The organism is Komagataeibacter saccharivorans (assembly GCF_004348195.1).
Taxonomy (GTDB): Bacteria; Pseudomonadota; Alphaproteobacteria; order Acetobacterales; family Acetobacteraceae; genus Komagataeibacter; species Komagataeibacter saccharivorans.
Genome location: NZ_CP036404.1, coordinates 2,917,393 through 2,938,545, shown reverse-complemented (window position 1 = coordinate 2,938,545; position 21,153 = coordinate 2,917,393). Strand labels below are relative to the sequence as shown.

The 21,153-nt window shown below is 63.3% G+C and carries 22 protein-coding genes; 11 read left to right on the top strand and 11 right to left on the bottom strand.

Annotated features, from left to right (window positions below):
- Nucleotides 1-131 precede the first annotated feature (131 nt).
- From cydC to KSAC_RS13475, 6 genes are all read right to left on the bottom strand, one after another.
- Nucleotides 132-1,832 (bottom strand): thiol reductant ABC exporter subunit CydC, encoded by a 1,701-nt coding sequence (gene cydC / locus KSAC_RS13500; protein ID WP_132305820.1) that lies wholly within the window; start codon nt 1,830-1,832, stop codon nt 132-134.
- Nucleotides 1,829-3,541: a thiol reductant ABC exporter subunit CydD gene (cydD, locus tag KSAC_RS13495; protein ID WP_132305818.1), complete on the bottom strand. Its 1,713-nt coding sequence runs from the start codon at nt 3,539-3,541 to the stop codon at nt 1,829-1,831. Before cydD ends, cydC begins: the two co-directional genes overlap by 4 nt.
- Before the next feature lie 98 nt (nt 3,542-3,639).
- The gene (locus KSAC_RS13490; RefSeq protein WP_102324461.1) at nt 3,640-5,445 is read right to left on the bottom strand and encodes a sensor histidine kinase; all 1,806 of its coding nucleotides are present in this window, start codon (nt 5,443-5,445) and stop codon (nt 3,640-3,642) included.
- Complete coding sequence (locus KSAC_RS17560) at nt 5,446-5,628, bottom strand: hypothetical protein (protein ID WP_110548140.1); 183 nt, start codon at nt 5,626-5,628, stop codon at nt 5,446-5,448. It abuts the gene before it with no gap.
- A 144-nt stretch (nt 5,629-5,772) separates the two neighbouring features.
- Nucleotides 5,773-6,336 (bottom strand): sigma-70 family RNA polymerase sigma factor, encoded by a 564-nt coding sequence (locus KSAC_RS13480; protein ID WP_102324463.1) that lies wholly within the window; start codon nt 6,334-6,336, stop codon nt 5,773-5,775.
- A 105-nt stretch (nt 6,337-6,441) separates the two neighbouring features.
- Complete coding sequence (locus KSAC_RS13475; RefSeq protein ID WP_174234068.1) at nt 6,442-6,921, bottom strand: sigma-70 family RNA polymerase sigma factor; 480 nt, start codon at nt 6,919-6,921, stop codon at nt 6,442-6,444.
- Between the two features lie 139 nt (nt 6,922-7,060).
- Between KSAC_RS13475 and KSAC_RS13470 the strand changes: the two genes are divergently transcribed.
- The 3 genes from KSAC_RS13470 (at nt 7,061) to KSAC_RS13460 (ending at nt 11,176) form a co-directional block, all read left to right on the top strand.
- Nucleotides 7,061-7,804, top strand: coding sequence for a response regulator (locus tag KSAC_RS13470; RefSeq protein ID WP_118962385.1), 744 nt, complete (start codon nt 7,061-7,063; stop codon nt 7,802-7,804).
- Nucleotides 7,805-7,906: 102 nt separating this feature from the next.
- On the top strand, nt 7,907-9,286 hold the full coding sequence (locus KSAC_RS13465; protein WP_132305816.1) for an alpha,alpha-trehalose-phosphate synthase (UDP-forming): 1,380 nt from the start codon (nt 7,907-7,909) through the stop codon (nt 9,284-9,286).
- A 51-nt stretch (nt 9,287-9,337) separates the two neighbouring features.
- On the top strand, nt 9,338-11,176 hold the full coding sequence (locus KSAC_RS13460; protein ID WP_132305814.1) for an ABC-F family ATP-binding cassette domain-containing protein: 1,839 nt from the start codon (nt 9,338-9,340) through the stop codon (nt 11,174-11,176).
- Here KSAC_RS13460 and KSAC_RS13455 read toward each other — a convergent pair.
- Nucleotides 11,164-12,162: a Gfo/Idh/MocA family protein gene (locus tag KSAC_RS13455; RefSeq protein WP_118962388.1), complete on the bottom strand. Its 999-nt coding sequence runs from the start codon at nt 12,160-12,162 to the stop codon at nt 11,164-11,166. The two genes, KSAC_RS13460 and KSAC_RS13455, sit on opposite strands and share 13 nt — an antisense overlap.
- Nucleotides 12,163-12,425: 263 nt before the next feature.
- On the opposite strand from KSAC_RS13455, the gene secD reads away from it, so the two are divergent.
- Both secD and secF read left to right on the top strand, forming a co-directional pair.
- Nucleotides 12,426-13,976, top strand: coding sequence for a protein translocase subunit SecD (secD, locus tag KSAC_RS13445; RefSeq protein ID WP_132305812.1), 1,551 nt, complete (start codon nt 12,426-12,428; stop codon nt 13,974-13,976).
- Between the two features lie 13 nt (nt 13,977-13,989).
- On the top strand, nt 13,990-14,943 hold the full coding sequence (gene secF, locus KSAC_RS13440) for a protein translocase subunit SecF (RefSeq protein ID WP_132306291.1): 954 nt from the start codon (nt 13,990-13,992) through the stop codon (nt 14,941-14,943).
- Between the two features lie 44 nt (nt 14,944-14,987).
- Here secF and KSAC_RS13435 read toward each other — a convergent pair whose 3' ends face one another.
- Both KSAC_RS13435 and mscL read right to left on the bottom strand, forming a co-directional pair.
- A complete protein-coding gene (locus KSAC_RS13435; RefSeq protein ID WP_132305810.1) occupies nt 14,988-15,443 on the bottom strand; it encodes a hypothetical protein in 456 nt (151 codons plus the stop codon).
- A 127-nt stretch (nt 15,444-15,570) separates the two neighbouring features.
- Nucleotides 15,571-16,083, bottom strand: coding sequence for a large conductance mechanosensitive channel protein MscL (mscL, locus tag KSAC_RS13430; RefSeq protein WP_102324471.1), 513 nt, complete (start codon nt 16,081-16,083; stop codon nt 15,571-15,573).
- A gap of 251 nt (nt 16,084-16,334) precedes the next feature.
- On the opposite strand from mscL, the gene rpmE reads away from it, so the two are divergent.
- The 3 genes from rpmE to KSAC_RS13415 all read left to right on the top strand — a co-directional run bounded on the left by rpmE (nt 16,335) and on the right by KSAC_RS13415 (nt 18,139).
- Complete coding sequence (gene rpmE / locus KSAC_RS13425; RefSeq protein WP_102324473.1) at nt 16,335-16,565, top strand: 50S ribosomal protein L31; 231 nt, start codon at nt 16,335-16,337, stop codon at nt 16,563-16,565.
- Nucleotides 16,566-16,753: 188 nt separating this feature from the next.
- Nucleotides 16,754-17,302: an Hsp20 family protein gene (locus KSAC_RS13420; protein ID WP_132305808.1), complete on the top strand. Its 549-nt coding sequence runs from the start codon at nt 16,754-16,756 to the stop codon at nt 17,300-17,302.
- Nucleotides 17,303-17,551: 249 nt separating this feature from the next.
- Nucleotides 17,552-18,139 carry a DUF1013 domain-containing protein gene (locus tag KSAC_RS13415; RefSeq protein WP_102324475.1) on the top strand — a complete coding sequence of 196 codons (588 nt, stop codon included), beginning with the start codon at nt 17,552-17,554 and terminating at the stop codon, nt 18,137-18,139.
- Between the two features lie 47 nt (nt 18,140-18,186).
- On the opposite strand, the gene KSAC_RS13410 is transcribed toward KSAC_RS13415, so the two are convergent.
- Nucleotides 18,187-18,357: a YdcH family protein gene (locus tag KSAC_RS13410; protein WP_102324476.1), complete on the bottom strand. Its 171-nt coding sequence runs from the start codon at nt 18,355-18,357 to the stop codon at nt 18,187-18,189.
- 163 nt (nt 18,358-18,520) lie between these two features.
- Here KSAC_RS13410 and KSAC_RS13405 point away from each other — a divergent pair, with 163 nt between their 5' ends.
- Genes KSAC_RS13405 through KSAC_RS13395 form a run of 3 tightly spaced genes read left to right on the top strand, consistent with a single transcriptional unit; the run spans nt 18,521 to nt 20,402 of the window.
- Nucleotides 18,521-18,721, top strand: a complete 201-nt coding sequence (locus KSAC_RS13405; RefSeq protein WP_102324477.1) for a YdcH family protein — start codon at nt 18,521-18,523, stop codon at nt 18,719-18,721.
- 23 nt (nt 18,722-18,744) lie between these two features.
- Nucleotides 18,745-19,260, top strand: a complete 516-nt coding sequence (gene purE / locus KSAC_RS13400; RefSeq protein WP_132305806.1) for a 5-(carboxyamino)imidazole ribonucleotide mutase — start codon at nt 18,745-18,747, stop codon at nt 19,258-19,260.
- Nucleotides 19,257-20,402, top strand: coding sequence for a 5-(carboxyamino)imidazole ribonucleotide synthase (locus KSAC_RS13395; protein ID WP_118962393.1), 1,146 nt, complete (start codon nt 19,257-19,259; stop codon nt 20,400-20,402). The genes purE and KSAC_RS13395 overlap by 4 nt, the downstream gene beginning before the upstream one ends.
- Here KSAC_RS13395 and KSAC_RS13390 read toward each other — a convergent pair.
- On the bottom strand, nt 20,399-21,070 hold the full coding sequence (locus KSAC_RS13390; RefSeq protein WP_102324480.1) for a JAB domain-containing protein: 672 nt from the start codon (nt 21,068-21,070) through the stop codon (nt 20,399-20,401). The two genes, KSAC_RS13395 and KSAC_RS13390, sit on opposite strands and share 4 nt — an antisense overlap.
- Between the last annotated feature and the right edge of the window lie 83 nt (nt 21,071-21,153).

Below are 21,153 nucleotides of genomic sequence, written 5' to 3'. Positions count from 1 at the left end.
GATGGATTAACTCCCATTTCAGCTATTCAGGACGGACCGCTATCGGCCTACTGGTATGCCCGATCCGATTTTCCGATACTTCGTGCCCTGCGGGGCAGGACACGTCAATCCTTGCAGCAGCGATGACTGCCTTATTCCGACCTCAATTCCACCGTTTTACCGCCTGATATGCGCCACACGCTGTCCAGCTTTTCAACACCGGTCAGGCGATGGGCGATCAGGATGACGGTGCGACCTTCGGTCACGTCATTCAGGGTCTGCAGGAATTCCTGTTCGGTACGCGCATCCAGACCCGTTGCCGGTTCATCCAGTATCAGGATCGGCGCGCGCGACAGCAGCACGCGCGCCAGCGCAAGCCGCCTGCCCTGTCCACCCGACAGGCTGGCGCCGCCTTCACCCAGCCAGCTATCCAGCCCTTCGGGCAGGTCCCGCACCACATCGGCCACCTGCGCCTGTTCCAGCGCGGTCCACAACTCGGCCTCATCCGCATCCGGACGGCCCAGCAGCAGGTTTGCACGAATCGTATCGGCGAAAAGATGCGTCGCCTGTGAAAGCCATGCAATCCGCCCGCGCAGGGCATCATCACGGATGGTGGCGATATCCGCCCCCCCCAGCGTGATCTGACCGCCCTGCGGGGCCACCACCTTCAGCAGCAGCGCCGCAAGGGTGGACTTGCCAGCCCCGGATGGCCCCAGCACGGCAATACGCTGGCCTGCGGGAATGCTCAGGTTAAGGTGGTCCATCACCGGCGCGCGTCCCTCCGCCCAGCGGAAAGAAACGTCATTGAAGCAGATGTCGGTGCCAGCGGGCGCAGGCTGCGTGCCTTCCGCCGGAGCGTGTTCGGGCAGGTCGGCCACCGCCACAACGCGCGCGGCGGCACGGGTAATGGTGCCGGCAAGGGCGCCCGCGCGGGTCAGGCCCCCGACGCTTTCAAAGGCTGCAACCGTCAGGAACAGCACGGCTGCGGCGGGCAGCGGCGCGATACGCGGCAGGCCCAGCCCCATGGCCGCGGCCAGAACCACAACCACTGCCGCCTGACCGCACAGGTAAGACGCGGCTCCCGCAAGGGCAAGCATACGGGCCTGCTTCATCTGCGCACGATACAGTGCGGCATCACGGTCATGGACATGGGCCAGCATGCGTCCTTCCGCCCCGAAGGTCGCGATTTCACGCAGGCCACCCACCATATCCAGCACGCCGATACGCAACTGTGCCGCAGCATGGTTGACCATACCGCCATCACGCCGCCCCAGCATGGCCGCGATCAGTGGCATGACGAACGCACCACAGGCGAACAGCCCCGCCACCACAACCGCCAGCACGGTGCTGACCATATTGATGGCGATGAACAGGAAAGGCAGGACCAGCAGCGCACCGGCCAGCGGCACGATAATGCGCAGGTACAGACCGTCCAGCGCCTCGACATCCGAAACCAGACGCGACAGCAGATCCCCCGCGCGACGGAAGCCCAGCCCGGCCGCTGCCCCGCGTGCGAGGTTACGGAAAAACCATACCCGCACATCAGCCAAGGCGCGGAACATCGCATCATGTGTGACCAGACGTTCGGCATAACGCAGGATGACGCGCGCACTGCCCAGAATGCGCAGCGCCCCGGTCGTGATCACGATCATGCCCATGGTCATCGCGGCAACGCGCAGACCGGCCTCACGCATCAGCAGCAGGCCGATCAGCAGCGCCAGCAGGGACAGGATCGCACCCGCCGTAAGCAGCGGCGCGCGCTGGCGCCAGATATGCAGGATCTGAAACAGGGGGGCCAGCACACCTTCACGTCGTGCCTGCCGCGCGACGGCCCGGCTGTCGGAAGACTTCACGATGCGCTCTCCCCGCTGGTGACAATTCGGCCCCGGTCGAGGTCGATACGCTGGCCGCCAAAACCTTCCACCGCCGTTGAATGACTGGCGAGGATAACGGTGCGGTTGGCCGCAAGCCTGCGCAGGCTGTCGAACACGTCGGCCTCGGTCGCCGGGTCAAGATGGGATGTGGGTTCATCAAGCAGCACGAGCGGCGCATCCTTGAGAAAGGCGCGCGCGATCGCCACGCGCTGCGCCTGCCCGCCGGACAGACCGAAGCCGCCTTCACCAATGAAGGTATCAAGTCCCTGCGGCAGGCTGGCGACGAAACTGTCCGCCGATGCCGCTTCAAGGGCCGCATGCAGTTGCGCATCCGTTGCGTCCGGGCGAGCGAACAGGATGTTTTCGCGCAGCGTACCCGCGAACAGGACCGGCTTCTGCCCGATCCATGATGTCATGGCCACCAGCGCCTCGGGCATGATGGTGGTCATGTCGATGCCGTTGAGGGTGATGCGTCCGCCGCCCGGCTGGATGAAGCCCAGCAGCAGTTCGATGATCGTGGACTTGCCCGATCCCGATGCCCCGCACAGCACAAGTGTATTTCCGGCGGGAACGCTAAAGGAAATATCGTCCAGCGTCGTGCCGCGCGCCGCATCCCATGTGAAATCAACATGCTCGAACGCCACGGCTACCCCATGACCCGTATCGCACACGGCCTGACCGGCGGCACGGACCATGCTGGCATCGGGCAGCATCCGCATGGCCGCCGCCGCACCGGATGCGTGGGCACGGTCCTGATAGGCCAGTGCAAGGCTACGGAAGGGAGCAAAGAATTCCGGCACCAGCAGCACGACAAACAGCCCGCGCAGCACATGCGCCGCCATGACGGTCGCGGCGGCACCCTGCTCATGCAGGGTCATAAGCTGTGATCCGTTACGCAGCGCCACCAGCACAAGGGCAACCACCATCGCACAGTCTATGGAGGCAGAGGACAGGAAGGCCACCCGCAGCACCTTCATGGTACGCACGCGCAGTTCTTCGGCTGCCGCGGCAAGACGGCGGGTTTCCGCTTCGGTCTGACCGGACAGGACGATGGTGGCGATACCCCGCACGCGATCCAGAAAGCGGGCCTGCAAACGGGTCATGGCAAGGAACTGGTTACGCGACGCCACGGCGGCCCCGATACCGAACAGGGCCTGCCCGAAAGGCACGGCAATGCCACACAGCGCCATGATGAGCGCGGAACCCGGCTGCACGATGGCCGCAAGCCCGCCAATGACCAGCGGGGCCGCCATCCACAGGACGGAAGCAGGCAGCCAGCGGGAAAAAAATCCGTCCAGCGCCTCGATCCGGTCAACTGCCAGCGCGGTCAGTTCCCCCGTATGGTGCTGTCGTAACAGCCCCGGCCCGCCGCGCAGGATGGCGTCCAGCACGCCGCCACGCAGGCGCCTGCGTGCCTTCATGCCCGCGCGGGCGGCCATGACATCCGCCGCCATCTGCACGACCGCGCGCAATAGTGACAGGATGACAAGACCGGCCAGCGCCGATGTTGCGACCGGCATGCCGCCGGGCACCAGCACGCAGGCCAGCACATTCGCTACACACCAGACCTGCCCCACTGCAATCGCGGCTATGGCCAGACCCAGCACCATGACCGGCATGGCCTGTCCGCGCCCAAGACGCGACTGCGCCTTGGTCCATGCCTTCATCACTGTCTTGTCATCGTTCATGACCGCTCCCTATACCGAAGGACACGGCACAGGGACAGCCATCATGCCGCCCTATAAGCTGCCCATACCATAACTCTGCCATGCATTTTTGCATGCGTTCAGGCCGTCATATCTTCCGGCTCGGGCAGCTTTAACGGAAAAACAAGGACGTAGCGCGTCCCGTTTTCCTCAAACAGTTCCAGTTCACCACCAAGCTGGCGTGCAAAACCCCGAATTAACTGCATGCCTATGCCGCTACGCGCCTCTTCCGCAGCCGTATGGTTGCGTGACGCGGCCATGCCCACGCCATTATCGGCGATCCATAAACACGCCCGGCTTCCATCCAGCGCCTTCAGCCCTACTTCCAATGTGCCGTGCTGACGGTCAGGGAAGGCATATTTCAGGGTATTGCTCACCGCCTCGGTCACGATCAGGGCGAGGGGTACGGCCTGATCGGGCACCATCAACAGGTCATCGACACGGATATCGAGCGTAATGCGGCTTTCATCGGATTCCCCGATGGCATGCATGATCTGGCCGCACAGTTCACGCACGAAGCTCTGCATGTTCAGGCTATACAGTTCACCATCGGCATACAGGTAACGGTGAAGGGTCGCGAGGGCACGCACGCGGTCGCGGGCCTGGGCAAATTCCTCCCGCGCGGCGGGCTGACGTATCCGCCCCGCCTGCAGGTTAAGGAGCGAGGCGACAATCTGCAGGTTGTTCTTGACGCGGTGATGCATCTCCTTGAGCAGGAGTTCCTGCCGCGCCTGTGCGCGCTCCAGCCGTTTTTCATGCCGCGCCAGCTTACGCGTGGCCTTGCTGAAGGCGTGGGCAAGCTGCCTGACCTCCAGCGGCATGGCCCAGTTGGAACGGACATCATACATTCCCCCCAACTGCCACTGGTTGACCGAAGCGGTAAGCTGCCGCAACGGGGTTACAACCAGCACATCAGCACTTTTGGATGCCCCCAGCAGTCCGACCAGCAGCAGGACACCGCTGCTGACCAGCGACACGGCGAACATGACAACCGCATGCCGCTCGACCGCGTTGCGCCGCGTCATGGCGATTACGTACACTCCACCCTGCACACGCCCGATGGAAAACGAGCCATCAGGCAGGGTGATGTGGGCATTTTCCTGATTCTGGGCCAGCATGCGGCGCGCCCACTGCATGATCCGGCCTGACGGGCGGCTGTCCCAATTACAGTCGGCACACAGGGGCACAGCCGCACGTGCCAGATTATCCAGAATCCAGATCTCGATGGGGCCGTTCTGCTGCAGGAGATCCCGCCGGGGATCACTTGCCTGCAATATGCCGCTACGCCACGACAGGGGCATCACCGCCGTCAGATAACCCGAACGCGCCGGACGACCGGTCTCGTCATCAATCATGGTGGCGACGGTAATACGAAAAAAACCGGGCACACCCGTCACGGGATCCCGGATCGCAACCATGGCGACATCGCCCTGAAAGCGGGGCATGGCCGCCACACTCAGGGGTGCTGAATCGGATCGTCGCCCCACGGATGTAAGGATGTTGCCCCTGTCATCAGCCAGCGAGATCTGGCTGTAGTGCCGACCGGTCAGGGACTGGACCAGTTCCAGCATGCGCTCCAGCCCGTTGTCATCAAGGCGCATGCGCGAGACCGCCTGCAACAGCGACCCCAGATGTTCGGCTTCATGCCGCAATTCCAGATCAAGACGTATTATCGTCATGTCCGTGCGGTAACCGGGAGCTTCCAGCGTGGTGTAATAACTGTGCCATGCCTGCACCGCCCCAATCAGCGCGATCGGCATGGCGGCCAGCAGGATGATGGCCATCATCCGGCCACGCACCGCATCGAACACGCGCCCGAGCCGGGTCGACAGGCTCCGGTGCCGGGACTGCCTGCCGCGCTGACCGGAAGATTGGGGAGCGGACATCTATTTTGTCCGCTTCCGGTCTTCCTCAATCAGACGCAGGAGTTCCTCGGGCACAGGCTCCCTGGTCACATCATCAAACAATTGATGCAGCCCCCGTTTCAACCATAGCTCAAACGCATCATCTGGTCTGTTTGTGGACTTCTTTCCTGGTTGCCTGGGAGGACACTTGTCCTTCAGCGCCATCGCATTTTCCCGAAGTAAATTCCCACTTCACATACCCCTGACCACGGCAGGGTCACCTTCTACCCTGTAAAAGTCCAGACCACTGACGCGGACACCACTGTCAGTGCCATATTTATACCATTATTCAAAGTGGGAATTCGACTGTCAGGCAGATACCGCAGGCCGTTCTTCCCGGCGCGAACGCAGCCGCCGCACCGCACCGCGCAGTTCCACGGTAGCGATATCGCGTTCTTCCCCATACAGCCATGTGGCAAGCTGGCGACGTGCCCGGAAAACCCGGCTCTTGGCCGTGCCGACGGCGCAGCCCGTGGCGGCGGCCAGTTCGTCGTAGCTCATGCCCTGCATGACCACCAGCACCAGCGCCTCGCGCTGATCGGCAGGCAGGCGGTTCATGGCTTCAGCCAGTTCCTTCACCACGAGGCGGTCTTCATGCGAACCGCTGGCCGCCACGGCGGAGGCGGGCACATCGTCGATATTGCTGGTCTCGCGCTTCTTGCGCAGGTCCGAAATGAACCGGTTGCGCAGGATACGGTGCATCCAGGCGGAAAAATTGGTGCCGGGCGTAAAGCTGTGCTGGGCGGCCAGCGCGTTGCAGACCGCGTCCTGCACCAGATCATCGGCGGCGGCGCGATTGCGCGTGAGCGACAGGGCCTGAACGCGTAGTCGGGGCAGGATCGCAAGCATTTCGTCATGAAAAGTGCTGGTCATTTTCTTCTCCCCAGTTTGGTCATCCATGCCAGTGCAATGAATGGGCGGGGGAAAAGGTTACATCGGCTCATATAACGAAAACGCGAGCAGTCGCTGCGGGTTTCCTTACGGCTCCATTTTCTGACCCGTCGCCATATAGGCTAGGATCTGGCTGCGCGCGCGCGACACCCGCGCCTTGATCGTGCCGACGCGAACGCCACAGACCTCCGCTGCCTCGACATATGTCATTTCCTGCACCCCCACCAGCACCAGCGCTTCACGCAGGCTGGGAGACAGTTGCCAGATCGCGCCGTCCAGATCCCGCAGGTCATCCGATTCGCCTTCCCCCACCCCGCTTTCGGGACGGTCGGGCCGCAGGGCGTAGTCGGACATGACATCGCGTTCACGCCGCCTGCGGCGCGACTGTTCATAAAACAGGTTGCGCGCGATGGTGTACAGCCACGCCTTCATGCTGGTGCCTGCGGCAAACTGGTCAAGGGAAGCCAGCGCACGCAGTACCGTTTCCTGCGCAAGGTCGTCCGCCAGCGCTGCCTGCCCGGTCAGAAAACGGGCAAACCCACGCAATTGTGGCAAAAGAGCCAGCATCTCCCCACGCAATTGCGTGACCGCCGACGGATCGGGTGTTATTCTCGATTCCAGTTTGTTTACTCTTCAAGTCTTGCAGCTCATTCTAACGCTGTCATGATCCGGAGTGTAACAATTTATCCGGGGAGATGAATGCCTCATGCCGCTATCACGGCGTCAAGACCTGCTTCGCGCCCTGCCCTATGCCCGGCGTTATGCCCGCGCGCTGTGTGGCAGCCAGTCGAATGGCGATCTTCTGGTCGCCGAAAGCCTGCGCGAACTCATGGCGGTGGATGATCCTTCCATGCCGCCAAGGCTGCGTCTTTACCAGTGGATTTCGCGCCACCACGCCCAGAACAGCGGGGAAACGGTTACACAGCAGGGCGGCATGCCCCCGGTCGCACGCAAGCTGCTGCTGCTGACATCGCTTGAGGAACTGCCCGTGGCCGACGCCGCCCGCGTGCTGTCACTTGCCCCCGATCAGGCGGCCACCATGCTGGAGGAAGCCCATACCCGCCTGCGGTCATGCGCGCAGACCAGCGTCCTTATCATCGAGGACGAACCCATCATCGCGATGGATATCGAAGAACTGGTCCGCCAGTGCGGCCACACCATTGCCGGTGTCGCCAGCAGCGAGGCCGAAGCCGTCAGGCTTGCGCGCGAAACGCATCCCGGCCTGATTCTGGCAGACATCAACCTGGGCGACGGGGGCGATGGCATGAGCGCCGTAGCCAGCATCCTGCAACAGCAGGACATTCCGGTCATTTTCGTTACCGCGTACCCCGAACGCCTGCTGACAGGCGATACGATCGAACCCGCCTTCGTCATCACCAAACCCTTTGAACCGCTTACGCTGGCGGTTTCCACCTATCAGGCCGTTTCGGGTGGCGTCTCCCTGAACTGACCCTACCGCATGCCAGCCGTCGGCGGTCGCGCCCTTCACACGCAGGCGTGTGTATGCTGCAAACGCCTGTCCCCTACATGACAGGGCACGAAAGAGGGCAGAATGAAACGGCTGGTCATTGTCTCCAATCGCGTTCCCGTTCCCAAGGAGGGCCTGCGCCCCGGCGGGCTTGCGGTTGTGCTGAAGGACCTGCTGGCGCGCAAGGGCGGCCTGTGGTTCGGCTGGAACGGCGCGTGTCACCCCGATGCGGCGCACCTGCCACCGGAAATCCAGAAGGCCGAGGGCGTCGAATACGCCACAATCGGCCTTACCCCCGCCGAATACCGCAATTATTACACCGGCTTTTCAAATTCCACGTTATGGCCGCTCATGCACTCGCTCCCCGAATGCATCCATTTCGAGCGGCGCGAACTGGCCAGCTACCGGTCGGTCAATGAACGGTTCTGTGAAAACCTGCTGCCGCTGCTGCGCGCGGAAGATGTGATCTGGATACACGATTACCATCTTCTGCCACTCGCGGCCCTGCTGCGCCGCCACAGTGTGCGCCAGCCCATCGGCTTTTTCCTCCATACCCCCTTTCCCGCGCCGGACATGCTGGCCACCGCCCCCGATGGCGGCACCTTCCTGCGTGACCTGCTCAAGGCGGACCTGCTTGGCTTCCAGACCGCGGACGACACGGCCAATTTCATATTCGCCGCAAGCCGCACCGCAGGCGCGGTAACAGTGGATGACACCACCCTGCTGTTCGAGGGGCACAAGGTACGTGTGGGCACCTTCCCCGTTGAAATCGATCCGCAGACATTTGCCGCAACCGCAGCGGCGGCCATGGAGCATGAAGACCTGCACCGCCTTGCGGGCTCGCTGGCCGGGCGCAGGCTTGTCTTTGGCGTGGACCGGATGGACCCGACCAAGGGGCTGGATCACCGGCTGGCCGGGTATGAACGGCTGCTGCACACCTATCCCGCACGGCAGCGGCAGGTCACTTTCCTGCAGATCGCAGCCGAAAGCCGGACCGACGTGCCCAGCTATCAGGCCTTGCGCAGCAGGCTGGAACACCAGATCGGCCAGCTCAACGCCCATTGCGGGCAGGCGGACTGGACGCCACTGCGGTTTCTTACGCGCGGCAGCCCCCGCTCCACCGTGGCGGGTTACATGCGCCTGGCCGATATCGGCTACATCACGCCCCTGCGCGATGGCATGAATCTGGTCGCCAAGGAGTTCATCGCGGCACAGGACCCGGAAAATCCGGGCGTGCTGGTACTTTCCCGTCTGGCCGGGGCGGCAAAACAGCTTGAGGCCGCCCTGCTGGTCAATCCGCTGGACCATGATGGCATGGCCGATGCGCTGGAACGCGCACTGGCCATGTCCCTTGCCGAACGGCGCGAACGCTGGCAGGCCTGCTGGGACAGCATCGCCAGTCATACGGCGCTGGGCTGGGGACTGTCCTTTCTCGATCTCCTTCACAAGACCACGGAAGCCTGACCCACCCACACTGACCTTGCACACGGGGCGGTAGTGGAGACATAAGCGGGAATGGCCTCTCCTCCCCTTCTTCTCCTTCAGGATATTACCCTGACCCTCGGCGGTGCGCCGCTGCTCAATGGCGCGGGCTTTGGCGTGGGGCCGGGCGAACGCATCTGCCTTGTCGGTCGCAATGGCTGCGGCAAGTCCACCCTGCTGCGCATCGCGGCGGGTGAGATACAGGCCGATGACGGCACCCGCTTCGTCCAGCCCGGCACCACCATGCGCTATCTGCCGCAGGAACCCGACCTGTCCGGCTTCGCCACCACGCTGGATTACGTGCGTGCGGGCATGGGGCCGGGGGACCCGGAATACCGGGCGGAACTGCTGCTGACCGAACTGGGCCTGAACGGCACGGAAGACCCGTCCACGCTGTCGGGCGGGGAAGCGCGGCGCTGCGCGCTGGCGCGCGCACTCGCACCCGAGCCTGACCTGCTGCTGCTGGACGAACCCACCAACCATCTGGACATGCCCACCATTGAATGGCTGGAACGCGAACTGCTTTCGCTGTCCTCCGCCATGGTGATCATCAGCCATGACCGGCGACTGCTCCAGACGCTTTCGCGCTCCGTCGTCTGGCTTGATCGTGGTGTCACCCGCAGGCTGGATCAGGGCTTCGCGCGTTTCGAGACATGGCGCGAGGAAGTGCTGGAACAGGAAGAGCGCGACAGCCACAAGCTCGACCGCCAGATCGCGCGTGAAGAAGACTGGATGCGCTACGGCGTGACCGCGCGCCGCAAGCGCAACGTCCGCCGCGTGGCCGAACTGGCCACCCTGCGCCAGAACCGGCGCACTGCCATCCGTCCGCAGGGCGGCCTGAAGATGGAAGCACGGGAAAGCGACCTGTCGGGCAAGCTTGTCGCCGTGGCGGAAGATGTCTGCCGTGCCTATGACCCGGCGCATCCGGTGGTGCGCGATCTGGATCTGCGCGTCCTGCGCGGGGACCGGCTGGGCATCGTTGGCGCCAATGGCGCGGGCAAGAGTACCCTGCTGCGTCTGCTGACGGGGCAGGACCAGCCTGATTCGGGCACGATCAATATCGGCAGCGCCCTGTCCGTGGTTACACTGGACCAGCAGCGCCGCACGCTCGACCCCAACGCCACCCTGTCCGATACGCTGACCGGCGGTGGCGGCGACATGGTGCAGGTCGGCACCGAAAAACGCCATGTCATCGGTTACATGAAGGACTTCCTGTTCCGTCCCGAACAGGCGCGCACGCCTGTCGGCGTGCTGTCTGGCGGGGAACGCGGGCGGCTCATGCTGGCCTGCGCGCTGGCCCAGCCATCCAACCTGCTGGTACTGGATGAGCCGACCAACGATCTTGATCTGGAAACGCTCGACCTGCTGCAGGACATGCTGGCCAGCTATTCCGGCACGGTGCTGCTGGTCAGCCATGACCGTGATTTTCTGGACCGGGTGGCCTCTTCCATCCTGATGGCGGAAGGTGGCGGCAGGTGGCTGGAATATGCTGGCGGCTACAGCGACATGCTGGCGCAGCGCCGCGATACCACGCTGGCCGCGCGACCCAGGCAGGACCGTGTGGACGCACCCTCCACCACTCCCGCTGCCACGACCGATGTCACGCCGTCCCCTTCACCACGCCAGCCCGCGCGTAAACTGTCGTACAAGGACAAGCTGGCGCTGGAACGGCTGCCGGGCCAGATGGAATCGCTGGAGGCGGAAATCGAACGGCTGCGCGCCATTCTGGCCGATCCGGGCCTGTATGCACGCGATGCCGCCGCCTTTGCCGCCGCAACAGGCGCGCTGGAAAAAGCGCAGGCGGACCTGACGGCGGCGGAAGAACGCTGGCTGGAACTGGAAATGCTGCGCGAGACGCTTCAGTCTTCCTGACCGGGGGGAATGATCAGGCCCGATGCCTCCATCCGCGCGCGGGTGGCGGCGATCCCCTGCGTTACGGCCAGCGCCGCCGCAAGCGCGCGGCGGCCTGCCGTGGCATCGACCAGAACGGGCGCGCCATCAAGGCACGATGCGGCGAAGGCGGCATGTTCGGCAGCAAGGGTGTCATGATCGCGCCATGTAACGGATTCGCGCCGGAACCCGCCAGTGCCCGGCAGCGGCAGGCCACGTTCGCGCCCGATCATGGTCAGTTCGCGTTTGACGAAATCCGCTGACAGATAGCCTTCCTGCGAAAAGACGCGCATCCGCCGCTCGGTCTTGAGGGAAATGCGGCTGGCGGCAATGGTGGCGACACATCCGTTTTCAAAACGCACGCGGGCATTGGCGATATCCTCGAACGGGGAACTGACAGCCGCCCCCAGCGCATCGACGCTTTCAATCGGGCTGTCCACAATCGCCAGGACCAGATCAAGATCATGGATCATGAGGTCAAGAATGACCGAAACATCCGTACCACGCGGCTTGTAGGGTGCGATGCGCGTGGCCTCGATATAAAGCGGGCGGGAAATGCGTTCCGTAATGGCGCGGTGTTCGGCGGAATAACGCAGCAGATGCCCGACCTGCAGCACGACTGCGTGCCGGCGGGCCAGTTGCGCCAGTTCGTCCGCCTGTTCCAGTGTCGCCGCCATGGGTTTTTCAACCAGCACATGCCGTCCCGCCGCCAGCGCCTGCCGTGCAAGGTCAAAGTGATGGTCCGCCGGGGCCGCCACGATAATCGCATCCGAACAGGCCAGCAGGTCGGGATAGGACAGGACGGGCGCGCCCCCGGCCTCCGCCGCCACCTGCGCCGCGCGCCGGTGATCGGGATCATGGATGCCCGACAGGATTTCACGCGGGGAGGAAGCAACCTTCAGCGCGTGGAAGCGGCCAAAATGCCCGGCCCCCACAATTCCGATGCGTAACTGGCGCGCTGTTCCCATTACCGTGCTTCCTGCCTGTCATGTTCCTGACTGACCGATAGCAGCCGCCATGTCCCCCGCCCACCCCCGGCAGGGGCAGACGTGCCGGGGGCGGCCATGCGAATGCGACAAAACGGCAACGGCCATGCGCCACACCAAGCATCAGCGGTTGCATCATCGGCCATGGACCGGCATGTTCCCGCACTGAAATTCGCATATGAGACACTGACCATGCCGGACAAGGAAACCGGCTCTGCCGGGCGTAGGGAGCTCTCCATCAAGTCATGATGTATTACAGTCGGCTCAGAATGGCTTCGGTCATTGGCATATGTCTGATCGGGCTGGCGCTGTGCCTGCCCAATGTCATCCGCCAGCCCGTCCCGTCCCTCCCTTGGCGCCAGATCCATCTGGGCCTTGACCTGCGGGGCGGTTCATACCTGCTGCTGCAGGTGGACATGAACAGCGTCGCCGCCGACAGGCTGCGCGGGCTGCAGGATGAAACACGCCAGACCCTGCTCAAGGCCGGTCTGGGGTATCGCAACCTCACCACCACCGCGCGCGGCGTCACCTTCACCCCCCGCGCACCGGAGGAGGCACCGCAGGACCTCAAGGCCCTGCGCGCGATGCCCATGAACGTACCGGGGGAGTTCAGCGTCGATCAGGGTGAAGGTGGCCAGATCATCATCGCCCTGTCGCCTGATGCCGCCCGCCAGCGCGCATATGACGCCGTTACCCAGTCCATCGAGATCGTGCGCCGCCGTATTGACGCGACGGGCGCCATCGACCCGGAAATCACCCGTCAGGGCGAAGACCGGATCATCGTGGAACTGCCCGGCATCAGCGATCCCGAGCGGGTCAAGAAACTGCTGGGCACCACAGCCAAGATGACATTCCATCTGGTGTCCGATTCCGCCATCGGTTCCGCCGTTCCCCCGCCAGGCGTGGAAATGGTGCCGATGAGCGACGGACAGGGCACGCTGCCGGTCTTCACCCATGTTGATGTGGACGGCGCGGACCTGACCAACGCCAGTGCGGCGATCGACCAGCAGAGTGGCGAATGGGCGGTGAACTTCACCTTCGATTCGACGGGCGCGCAGGAATTCGGCGCGGTCACGCGCGCCAATGTGGGCAAACGCTTCGCCATCGTGCTGGATAACAAGGTAATCGAGGCCCCGGTCATCCGCACCGCCATTACCGGCGGCAATGGCCAGATCACCGGCAGCTTCACCGCCCAGCAGGCCACCGACATCGCCCTGCTGCTGCGCGCGGGCGCACTGCCCGCCCCCCTGAACGTAATCGAGCAGCGTTCCATCGGACCGTCGCTCGGTGCTGATTCGATCCGCGCGGGCGGCTACAGCCTTGCTGCGGGCTTCGTGCTGGTGATCGCGTTCATGGCGCTGTTCTATGGGCGGTTTGGCTGGTACGCCAACATCGCCCTGCTGGCCAATCTGGTGCTGATGACGGCCATCCTGTCCCTGTTCGAAGCCACGCTGACCCTGCCGGGCATGGCGGGCATGCTGCTGACCCTGGGCATGGCGGTGGACGCCAACATCCTGATCAATGAACGCATCCGCGAGGAAGTCGCCCGCGGGCGCAGCGCATTGCAGGCCATGCAGGCCGGTTTCGAGCGCGCGACCTCCACCATCGTGGACAGTAACGCCACCGCGCTGCTGGCGCATGTGATGCTGTTCGTTTTCGGAACAGGCCCGGTGCGCGGTTTCGCGCTGACGATCACCATCGGTATCGTGACCACCCTGTTCACCACCCTTCTTCTATCCCGGATGCTGATGGTGCGCTGGTATGCCCGCACACGCCCCAGCACCCTGCCGGTCTGAGGCGCGCTGAATGATGTTTGATCGTCCCCTTCTGCGGTTTGTGCCTAACGGCACCAGAATCAACTTCATGCGCGGCCGCTTCATCGGCCTTGCAACATCGGCGGTGCTGTCCATCGCCTCGCTGATCCTGTTCTTCCATCCCGGCCTTACGCTGGGGCTGGATTTCCGGGGCGGCATCGTGGTGGAAGCCCGCACGCAGGGACCGGCGGATTTCAACGCCATCCGCGCAGCCCTTGCGGCCCAGCATGTGGCGGCGGCAGGCGTGCAGTCCTTTGGCGGCCCGGATGACGTGCTGATCCGCCTCGACACCCCGCCTGCAAGCGAACCCGACCATGAAGCCCGCACGCAGGCACTGGTCGATTCGGTCCGGCAGGCCATCACCACCCTGCCCGGTGCGCAGGTACTGCGGGCGGATGCGGTGGGGGCTTCGGTTTCGGCTGAACTGTTCCGCAACGGCATGCTGGCCCTGGGGCTCAGCCTGCTCATGATCCTGGCCTATATCTGGTTCCGCTTTGAATGGGAGTTCGCGGTCAGCGCAGTAGTTACGCTGGTGCTGGACCTGACCAAGGCCATCGGCTTCCTTGTCCTGACGCATTTCGAATTCGATCTGGTGATGGTCGCGGCAATCCTGACCATTCTGGGCTATTCCACCAACGACAAGGTGGTGGTCTATGACCGCGTGCGTGAAAACCTGCGCAAATACCGGACCATGCCGCTGGCGGAACTGATCGACCTGTCGATCAACGAAACCCTCAGCCGCACGCTGGGCACGTCATCGACCGTGTTCCTTGCCGCCCTGCCGCTGGCGCTGTTTGGCGGGGCCAGCCTGTCGGGCTTCGCATGGGTCATGCTGTTCGGGATTGTGGTGGGGACGTCCTCCTCCATCTTCATCGCAGCACCGATCCTGCTGCTGCTGGGAGAAAAGCGCCTGCGCCGGGATGCCCGTCCGCCTGCACGCACGTCCTGACGGACCCTTTTGCCCGCACCGAACAGGGTGCGGGTCCATCTCTTCTATCGGGGGGCGGGAGCTGTCGCTTGCGGCGGGACCTGCCCCTTCGTCATTGGGACCGGGGGCGCCATTGTATCGGGGATGCAGCGTGACAGCACCGCGCCGTTCAGCGTGCTCGGGTCCGGCTGATTGCTGCACGCCACCATCAGGGCCACCGCCATCTCCACATTATGCCGCGCCCGGCGCGACGGCTTGAGCAGCGCCGTCATGAGCATCCGCTTGCCGTATTTGAGCGAGACCGCCATGTCATACACCTGCTGTCCCGACAGGCCGCCATCCTGCAGGCGGCTGACCAGACCGCCTTCCGCCATGAAATAGGACGAAATCAGCAGGTAGTCCTGCGCCGGCGGGGGCAGGCTGGACAGTTCCTGCCGTGGCGCGGCCTGACAGCCGGCCAGAAGGCCAGCCGCCGCGCACGCCAGCAGACCGCGGCGAACATATCGAACAAAATCAGTCATAAGGCTGTCACCCTAACACACCGGGGGATATTGGGCAGTCACGTCATCCGGACAAGGGCAGGTCGGTAAGGCAAAAAAAAGACGGGGCCCGATCCCGGGCACCCGCCTTGCAGTCCGATGATAAGGATCAGACCGTGGTGGAACCGGTCGGCTTCTGCGCGGCGTCCGCCTTCAGCACCTCAAGAATCTCCTGAAGCAGCACTTCGTTGCGCGGGGGCGCAGCGGGGGCGGCGGGCTTCTCGGCCTCTTTCTTCACCGTCAGGCGGTTGATGGCCTTCACGACCCAGAAAATGACGAAGCCGATGATGACAAACTGGATCACCGCGTTAAGGAACAGCCCGATATTGATCGTAACCGCGCCAGCCTTCTGTGCATCGGCCAGGGTTGCGAGATGCGGACCGCGCAGGGTGATGAACAGGTTCGTAAAATCGATACCGCCGATCAGCAGTCCCAGAACCGGGGTGAACACATCCTTGACCAGGCTGTTCACGATGGCGGTAAACGCGGCACCTACAATCACACCAACGGCAAGGTCAACCACATTGCCGCGCATGAGAAACGAACGGAATTCGCCCAGCCAGCCCGGCATATGAATGTCCTTGACGTGCAGTTCAGGTACGTGATCCGGCAGCTTTGCCATTGTTACCAATCCTTTGTTTTAAAGAAGACCACTCAGGTCTAGCAATGTCATGACATCATGACGACTGAATATCGCCAGTCTTCCTTTCCATTTCCTCAACCTGATGCAACGCGGTAACACTGGACCCGATAAGCTAGGAATCGAGCTTTTTCGCCATCGGGTGTTGATCTTGCCATCCCTTGTCGTCTATACGCCTGCCCACATAACGCCCCCGGTCGGCATCGGTGGGCCCAGCGTGAAAGTTAGTTGAAATGAAATCCGGCATCCACCCCGACTACCACGAAATCAACATCATCATGACCGATGGCACCGAGTACACCACCCGTTCCTGCTACGGGAAGCCCGGTGATACGCTGCGTCTGGACATCGACCCGAAGTCCCATCCGGCCTGGACCGGCGTGCAGCGCATGATGGACACCGGGGGCCAGGTTGCGAAGTTCAACAAGAAGTTCGGTGCACTGGGCCAGCGCAAGAAGGGCTGATCGCCCGCGCCTCCACCAGACACAGTCTGCTGTTGCCGGAAATGCCCGGTCCCTTGAACGGGGGGCCGGGCATTCCCATGTCTGGATTACGCGGATGCCCATGCGGGTCCGCGTATCATTCCGACATCATGGTCCGCTCGACCGAGGGACCACAACGCAGCAGACCTTGCATCATGGAGGTTTCAGTCATGGCTTACGACTTCGCGCCGCTGTTCCGCAGCGCCATCGGATTTGACCGTCTGGCCCAGCTTGTCGATACGGCGACACAGAATCCGGTCAGTTCATCCTATCCCCCCTATAACATCGAAAAACTGTCCGACGCGCAGTACACGCTGACGATGGCCGTGGCCGGTTTTGGCCCCGATGACATCGAACTGACCGTGCAGGACAATACCCTTATCGTAGCAGGACGCGTGGGCGAACCGGCGCAGGAACGCGAAATGCTGTATCGCGGCATCGCCACGCGCGCATTTGAACGCCGCTTCGTGCTGGCGGATCATGTCGTGGTGGAAAAGGCGGACCTGACGAACGGGCTGCTGCGCATCGCCGTGCGCCAGATCGTGCCTGAAGCCCTCAAGCCGCGCCGCATCCCCATTTCATCGGGCCGGAGCGTGACGGGACAGGACGCAACAGCCGAAGCCCGGACCGAAGCGGTCGAGACGCAGCCCGAAGGGATCGCGCCCCATGTGGCGGCAGCGGCCTGCGCTTCACCGCCGGTGGCTGGCTGCGCACTGTAATCCATCACCATCTGCAACTGCGGGGGCGGGCCACTGGTCCGCCCCCGTTTTTATCGGGATGAAACATTCCCCGCGAACCGATTGAAGTCTTGACCTTTACCGCCCGCAACCTTCATATCACTTCCACGAGTGTTTTCTGTTTCTGGCGCGCCAGCAGGTACGCACGGTCCCAGCTTCGGGATGGGACCGGTTCAAACACCCTTTCAGGTGCCTGCGTGTGGCGCCACACGCTGTAGGACCTGACTGATAATGACTGCCCTGCCCCTGATGCCCAAGGCAACCGCCGTGTGGCTTATTGAAAAGACGGCGCTGACGTTTACCCAGATTGCCGAATTCTGCGGAATGCACCCCCTAGAAGTACAGGCGATCGCCGATGGGGAAGTGGCGCAGGGAATCGTGGGTTATGACCCGATTGCCAACCACCAGCTTACGCAGGCGGAAATCGACCGTTGCGAAAAAGATCCTGAGTCCCGTCTCAAGATCCTGCCGCCCGCCAACCCGATCAACCGTCGCTCCAAGGGCGCGCGTTATACGCCGGTCGCCAAGCGCAATGACCGCCCTGACGCGATCGCGTTCATCCTGCGCAACTTCCCGCAGTTGTCTGAACAGCAGACGAGCAAGCTGCTCGGCACGACCAAGGACACCATTGAAAAGGTGCGCACCAAGCAGCACTGGAACAGCCCCAACATCAAGCCGCGCGACCCGGTAACGCTGGGCCTGTGCAGCCAGACGGACCTGAACGCCATGGTGGCGGCCGCCAATGAACGCCTTGCGCGTGAAGGTCAGGCCGTCCCGCCGCCGCTGGAACTTGATGACGACGGCGAGAACGGCATCTGACCTGACAGGTCATGGCCGCCCGGCACCACCGGGCGGCCTGTTTCCTGTCAGCCCAGTCTGACGAGGCGTTCGATTTCTTCCTTGAGACGCAGCTTTTCAAGCTTGAGCCGCCGGATGGCGACTTCATCGGGTGAAGGTCTGCGATCTTCATCAAAAATGCGGGCATCAAGCCGCGCATGGCGTGATTTGAGGCTGTTGATACGCGCTTCGTACGACATGGAACCCTCCAGCGTCTTTGCTACGACCCGATCAGGCTAGACCAGACCGCCCGGCAAATTCCATGCTAAAATTGCAGGCCAAGTGGCCGCACGTCTGGCATTTCGCCTTTTGGCGCGGATATGCTTAGGATAGTGACCATGTCCACCTAACAGACGAGCCGCCATGCTGACAGACCGGGATACCCTCCTTCGCAAGCTGCACGAACTGCGCAGTGAACATCGCGACCTTGATACGGTCATCAATCGCATGGCGTTGGCGCTGACGGACCAACTGCAACTGCAACGGCTGAAAAAGCGCAAGCTTCTGCTGAAGGATGAGATCACATGGCTGGAAAGCCGTCTGATCCCCGACAGCATTGCCTGAATACCTGACGAGAGTTACCAAACGTGAGCCAGCCCCCCCTTCCGTCCCCCGGTACACAGGCCCCGCGCGTCGGGCTGATCATGGGTAGCCAGTCCGACTGGGAAACCATGCATCACGCCGCCAGCGTGCTGGAAAAGCTGGGCATTGCGCATGAAGTGCGCATCGTATCCGCCCATCGCACTCCCGACCGGCTGGCGGATTATGCCAAAACGGCGCAGGGGCGTGGCCTGTCGGTCATTATCGCGGGCGCGGGCGGGGCAGCTCACCTGCCAGGCATGTGCGCGGCATGGACCGCGCTGCCGGTTCTGGGCGTGCCGGTCGAATCCCACGCGCTCAAGGGCATGGACAGCCTGCTGTCGATCGTGCAGATGCCCGGTGGCATCCCCGTGGGCACGCTGGCGATCGGCAAGGCGGGAGCGACCAATGCCGCCCTGCTGGCCGCCTCCATCCTTGCCCTGTCCGACCCGGCGCTGGGCACGCGGCTGGCTACATGGCGGGCGGCACAGACTGCGGCGGTGGCGGAAGAACCCGTTCGATGAGCGCGCTTCCTCCCGGTTCCATCCTTGGCATTGTCGGTGGCGGCCAGCTTGGCCGCATGTCGGCCATCGCGGCGGCACGCCTTGGCTACCGCGCCCATATCCTGACACAGGAAGCCGATGGTCCGGCGGCACAGGTCGCCCATGCGGTGACACTGGGCCGGTATGACGATCATGACGCCCTGCGCCGCTTCGCCGATGCAGTGGATGTCATCACCTTCGAATTTGAAAATATCAGCGCTGACGGGCTGGACCTGCTGTCCAGCATCCGCCCCGTCCATCCCGCCGGTCGTATCCTGCGTATCAGTCAGGACCGCATCGCTGAAAAAACCTTCATGGCGGAAAACGACATTCCGGTGGCGCCATGGCGGGGGGTGCATGACCGTGCCGATCTGGGCACGGCAGCGGAAGAACTGGGCTATCCCTTCATCCTCAAGACCACGCGCCTTGGTTATGATGGGAAGGGACAGGCCCGCATTCACGACGCATCGGAACTGGACGCCGCATTCGACAGTCTGCGCCCCCATCCGCTGGTTGCGGAAGGAATGGTGCATTTCGCCTGTGAAGTCAGCGTTATGGTCGCACGGAACGAACGGGGCGAGATCACGACGTTCGACGTGACGGAAAACCGCCATCGGAACGGCATTCTGGACCTGAGCCTTGCCCCGGCCCGCATTTCCCCTGCCCTTGCGGCGCAGGCGGTTGACCTCGCACGGCGCATTGCAGGTGCGCTGGGCCTGATCGGATTGCTGGGCGTGGAGATGTTTGTCGACCGCGATGGCAGCCTGCGCGTGAACGAAATCGCGCCCCGCCCGCATAATTCCGGCCACTGGACCATGAATGCCTGCCCCGTGGATCAGTTCGAGATGCATGTCCGCGCCGTAACCAACCAGCCCCTGCCCCCTGCGATCCGCCATAGTGACGCAGTGATGAAAAACCTGATCGGGCCGGATGACATGGCGCTGTGGCCGCAGATCATGGCGGCTCCGCGCCTGCTGGCCCACCATTACGGCAAGGCCGAAGCACGTCCGGGCCGCAAGATGGGACATGTGAACGTGCTGTTTCCCCATGGCAGCCTGCCGGGCGAATTCGGTGTTGAAGCAGCCTTGGGCCCGCTGGCCACCGCAGCGGACAACGCCGCCTAGGTAATCAGCCCCATGGCCCGGAAGCTGTGGACGCGGCCATTTCCGACAATGATGTGATCGTGCACCGTAACCCGCATGAGCCGGCCAAGCTGCACGATCCGCATTGTCATCTCGATATCCGCCCCCGATGGCTCCGGCCTGCCCGCCGGGTGATTATGCGCCAGCACCAGTTTCGCGGCCCCCAGTTTCAGGGCGCGGCGCATGATTTCACGCGGGTAGACGGGGGAATGGTTGACCGTGCCGGTGCCCATCAGGTCATCTGCCAGCAGGCGGAAATGCTCATCCAGAAACATTACGCGGAACTGTTCGACCACTTCATGGCCCATGCAGGCCTGAAGATAGGCCACCAGCCCGTCCTGCCCCGACAGCATATCCATCCGCCGCACCCGGCTGCGATACAGCCGCAGCGCCAGTTCACGCACCACGGCCAGAAAAGGCGGTAACGCGGTTTCACGCCCCGCCATTTCATCCAGCGCCCCCACATGCGCCGACAGCGCCATGCCCGCCGACCCGAAACGCGCCAGCAGGCTGGCCGCAAGGCGGTCGGGCGCGGGATGGCCTGTATCGAGCGTGCGGATCAGATCACGCAGGAAGGCAAGGTCCGCCGCATGGCTGATTGCGCCATCCACCTGCGGCTGTCGGGCCTGCGCCGTGGCGTTATCGGGCAAAATGGTGGCTTCTCAACAATTTCAGGACAAATCCCGCATGGATGGTGCATGATGCCCACAGGACAAGGAGCTTTTGAACCTGC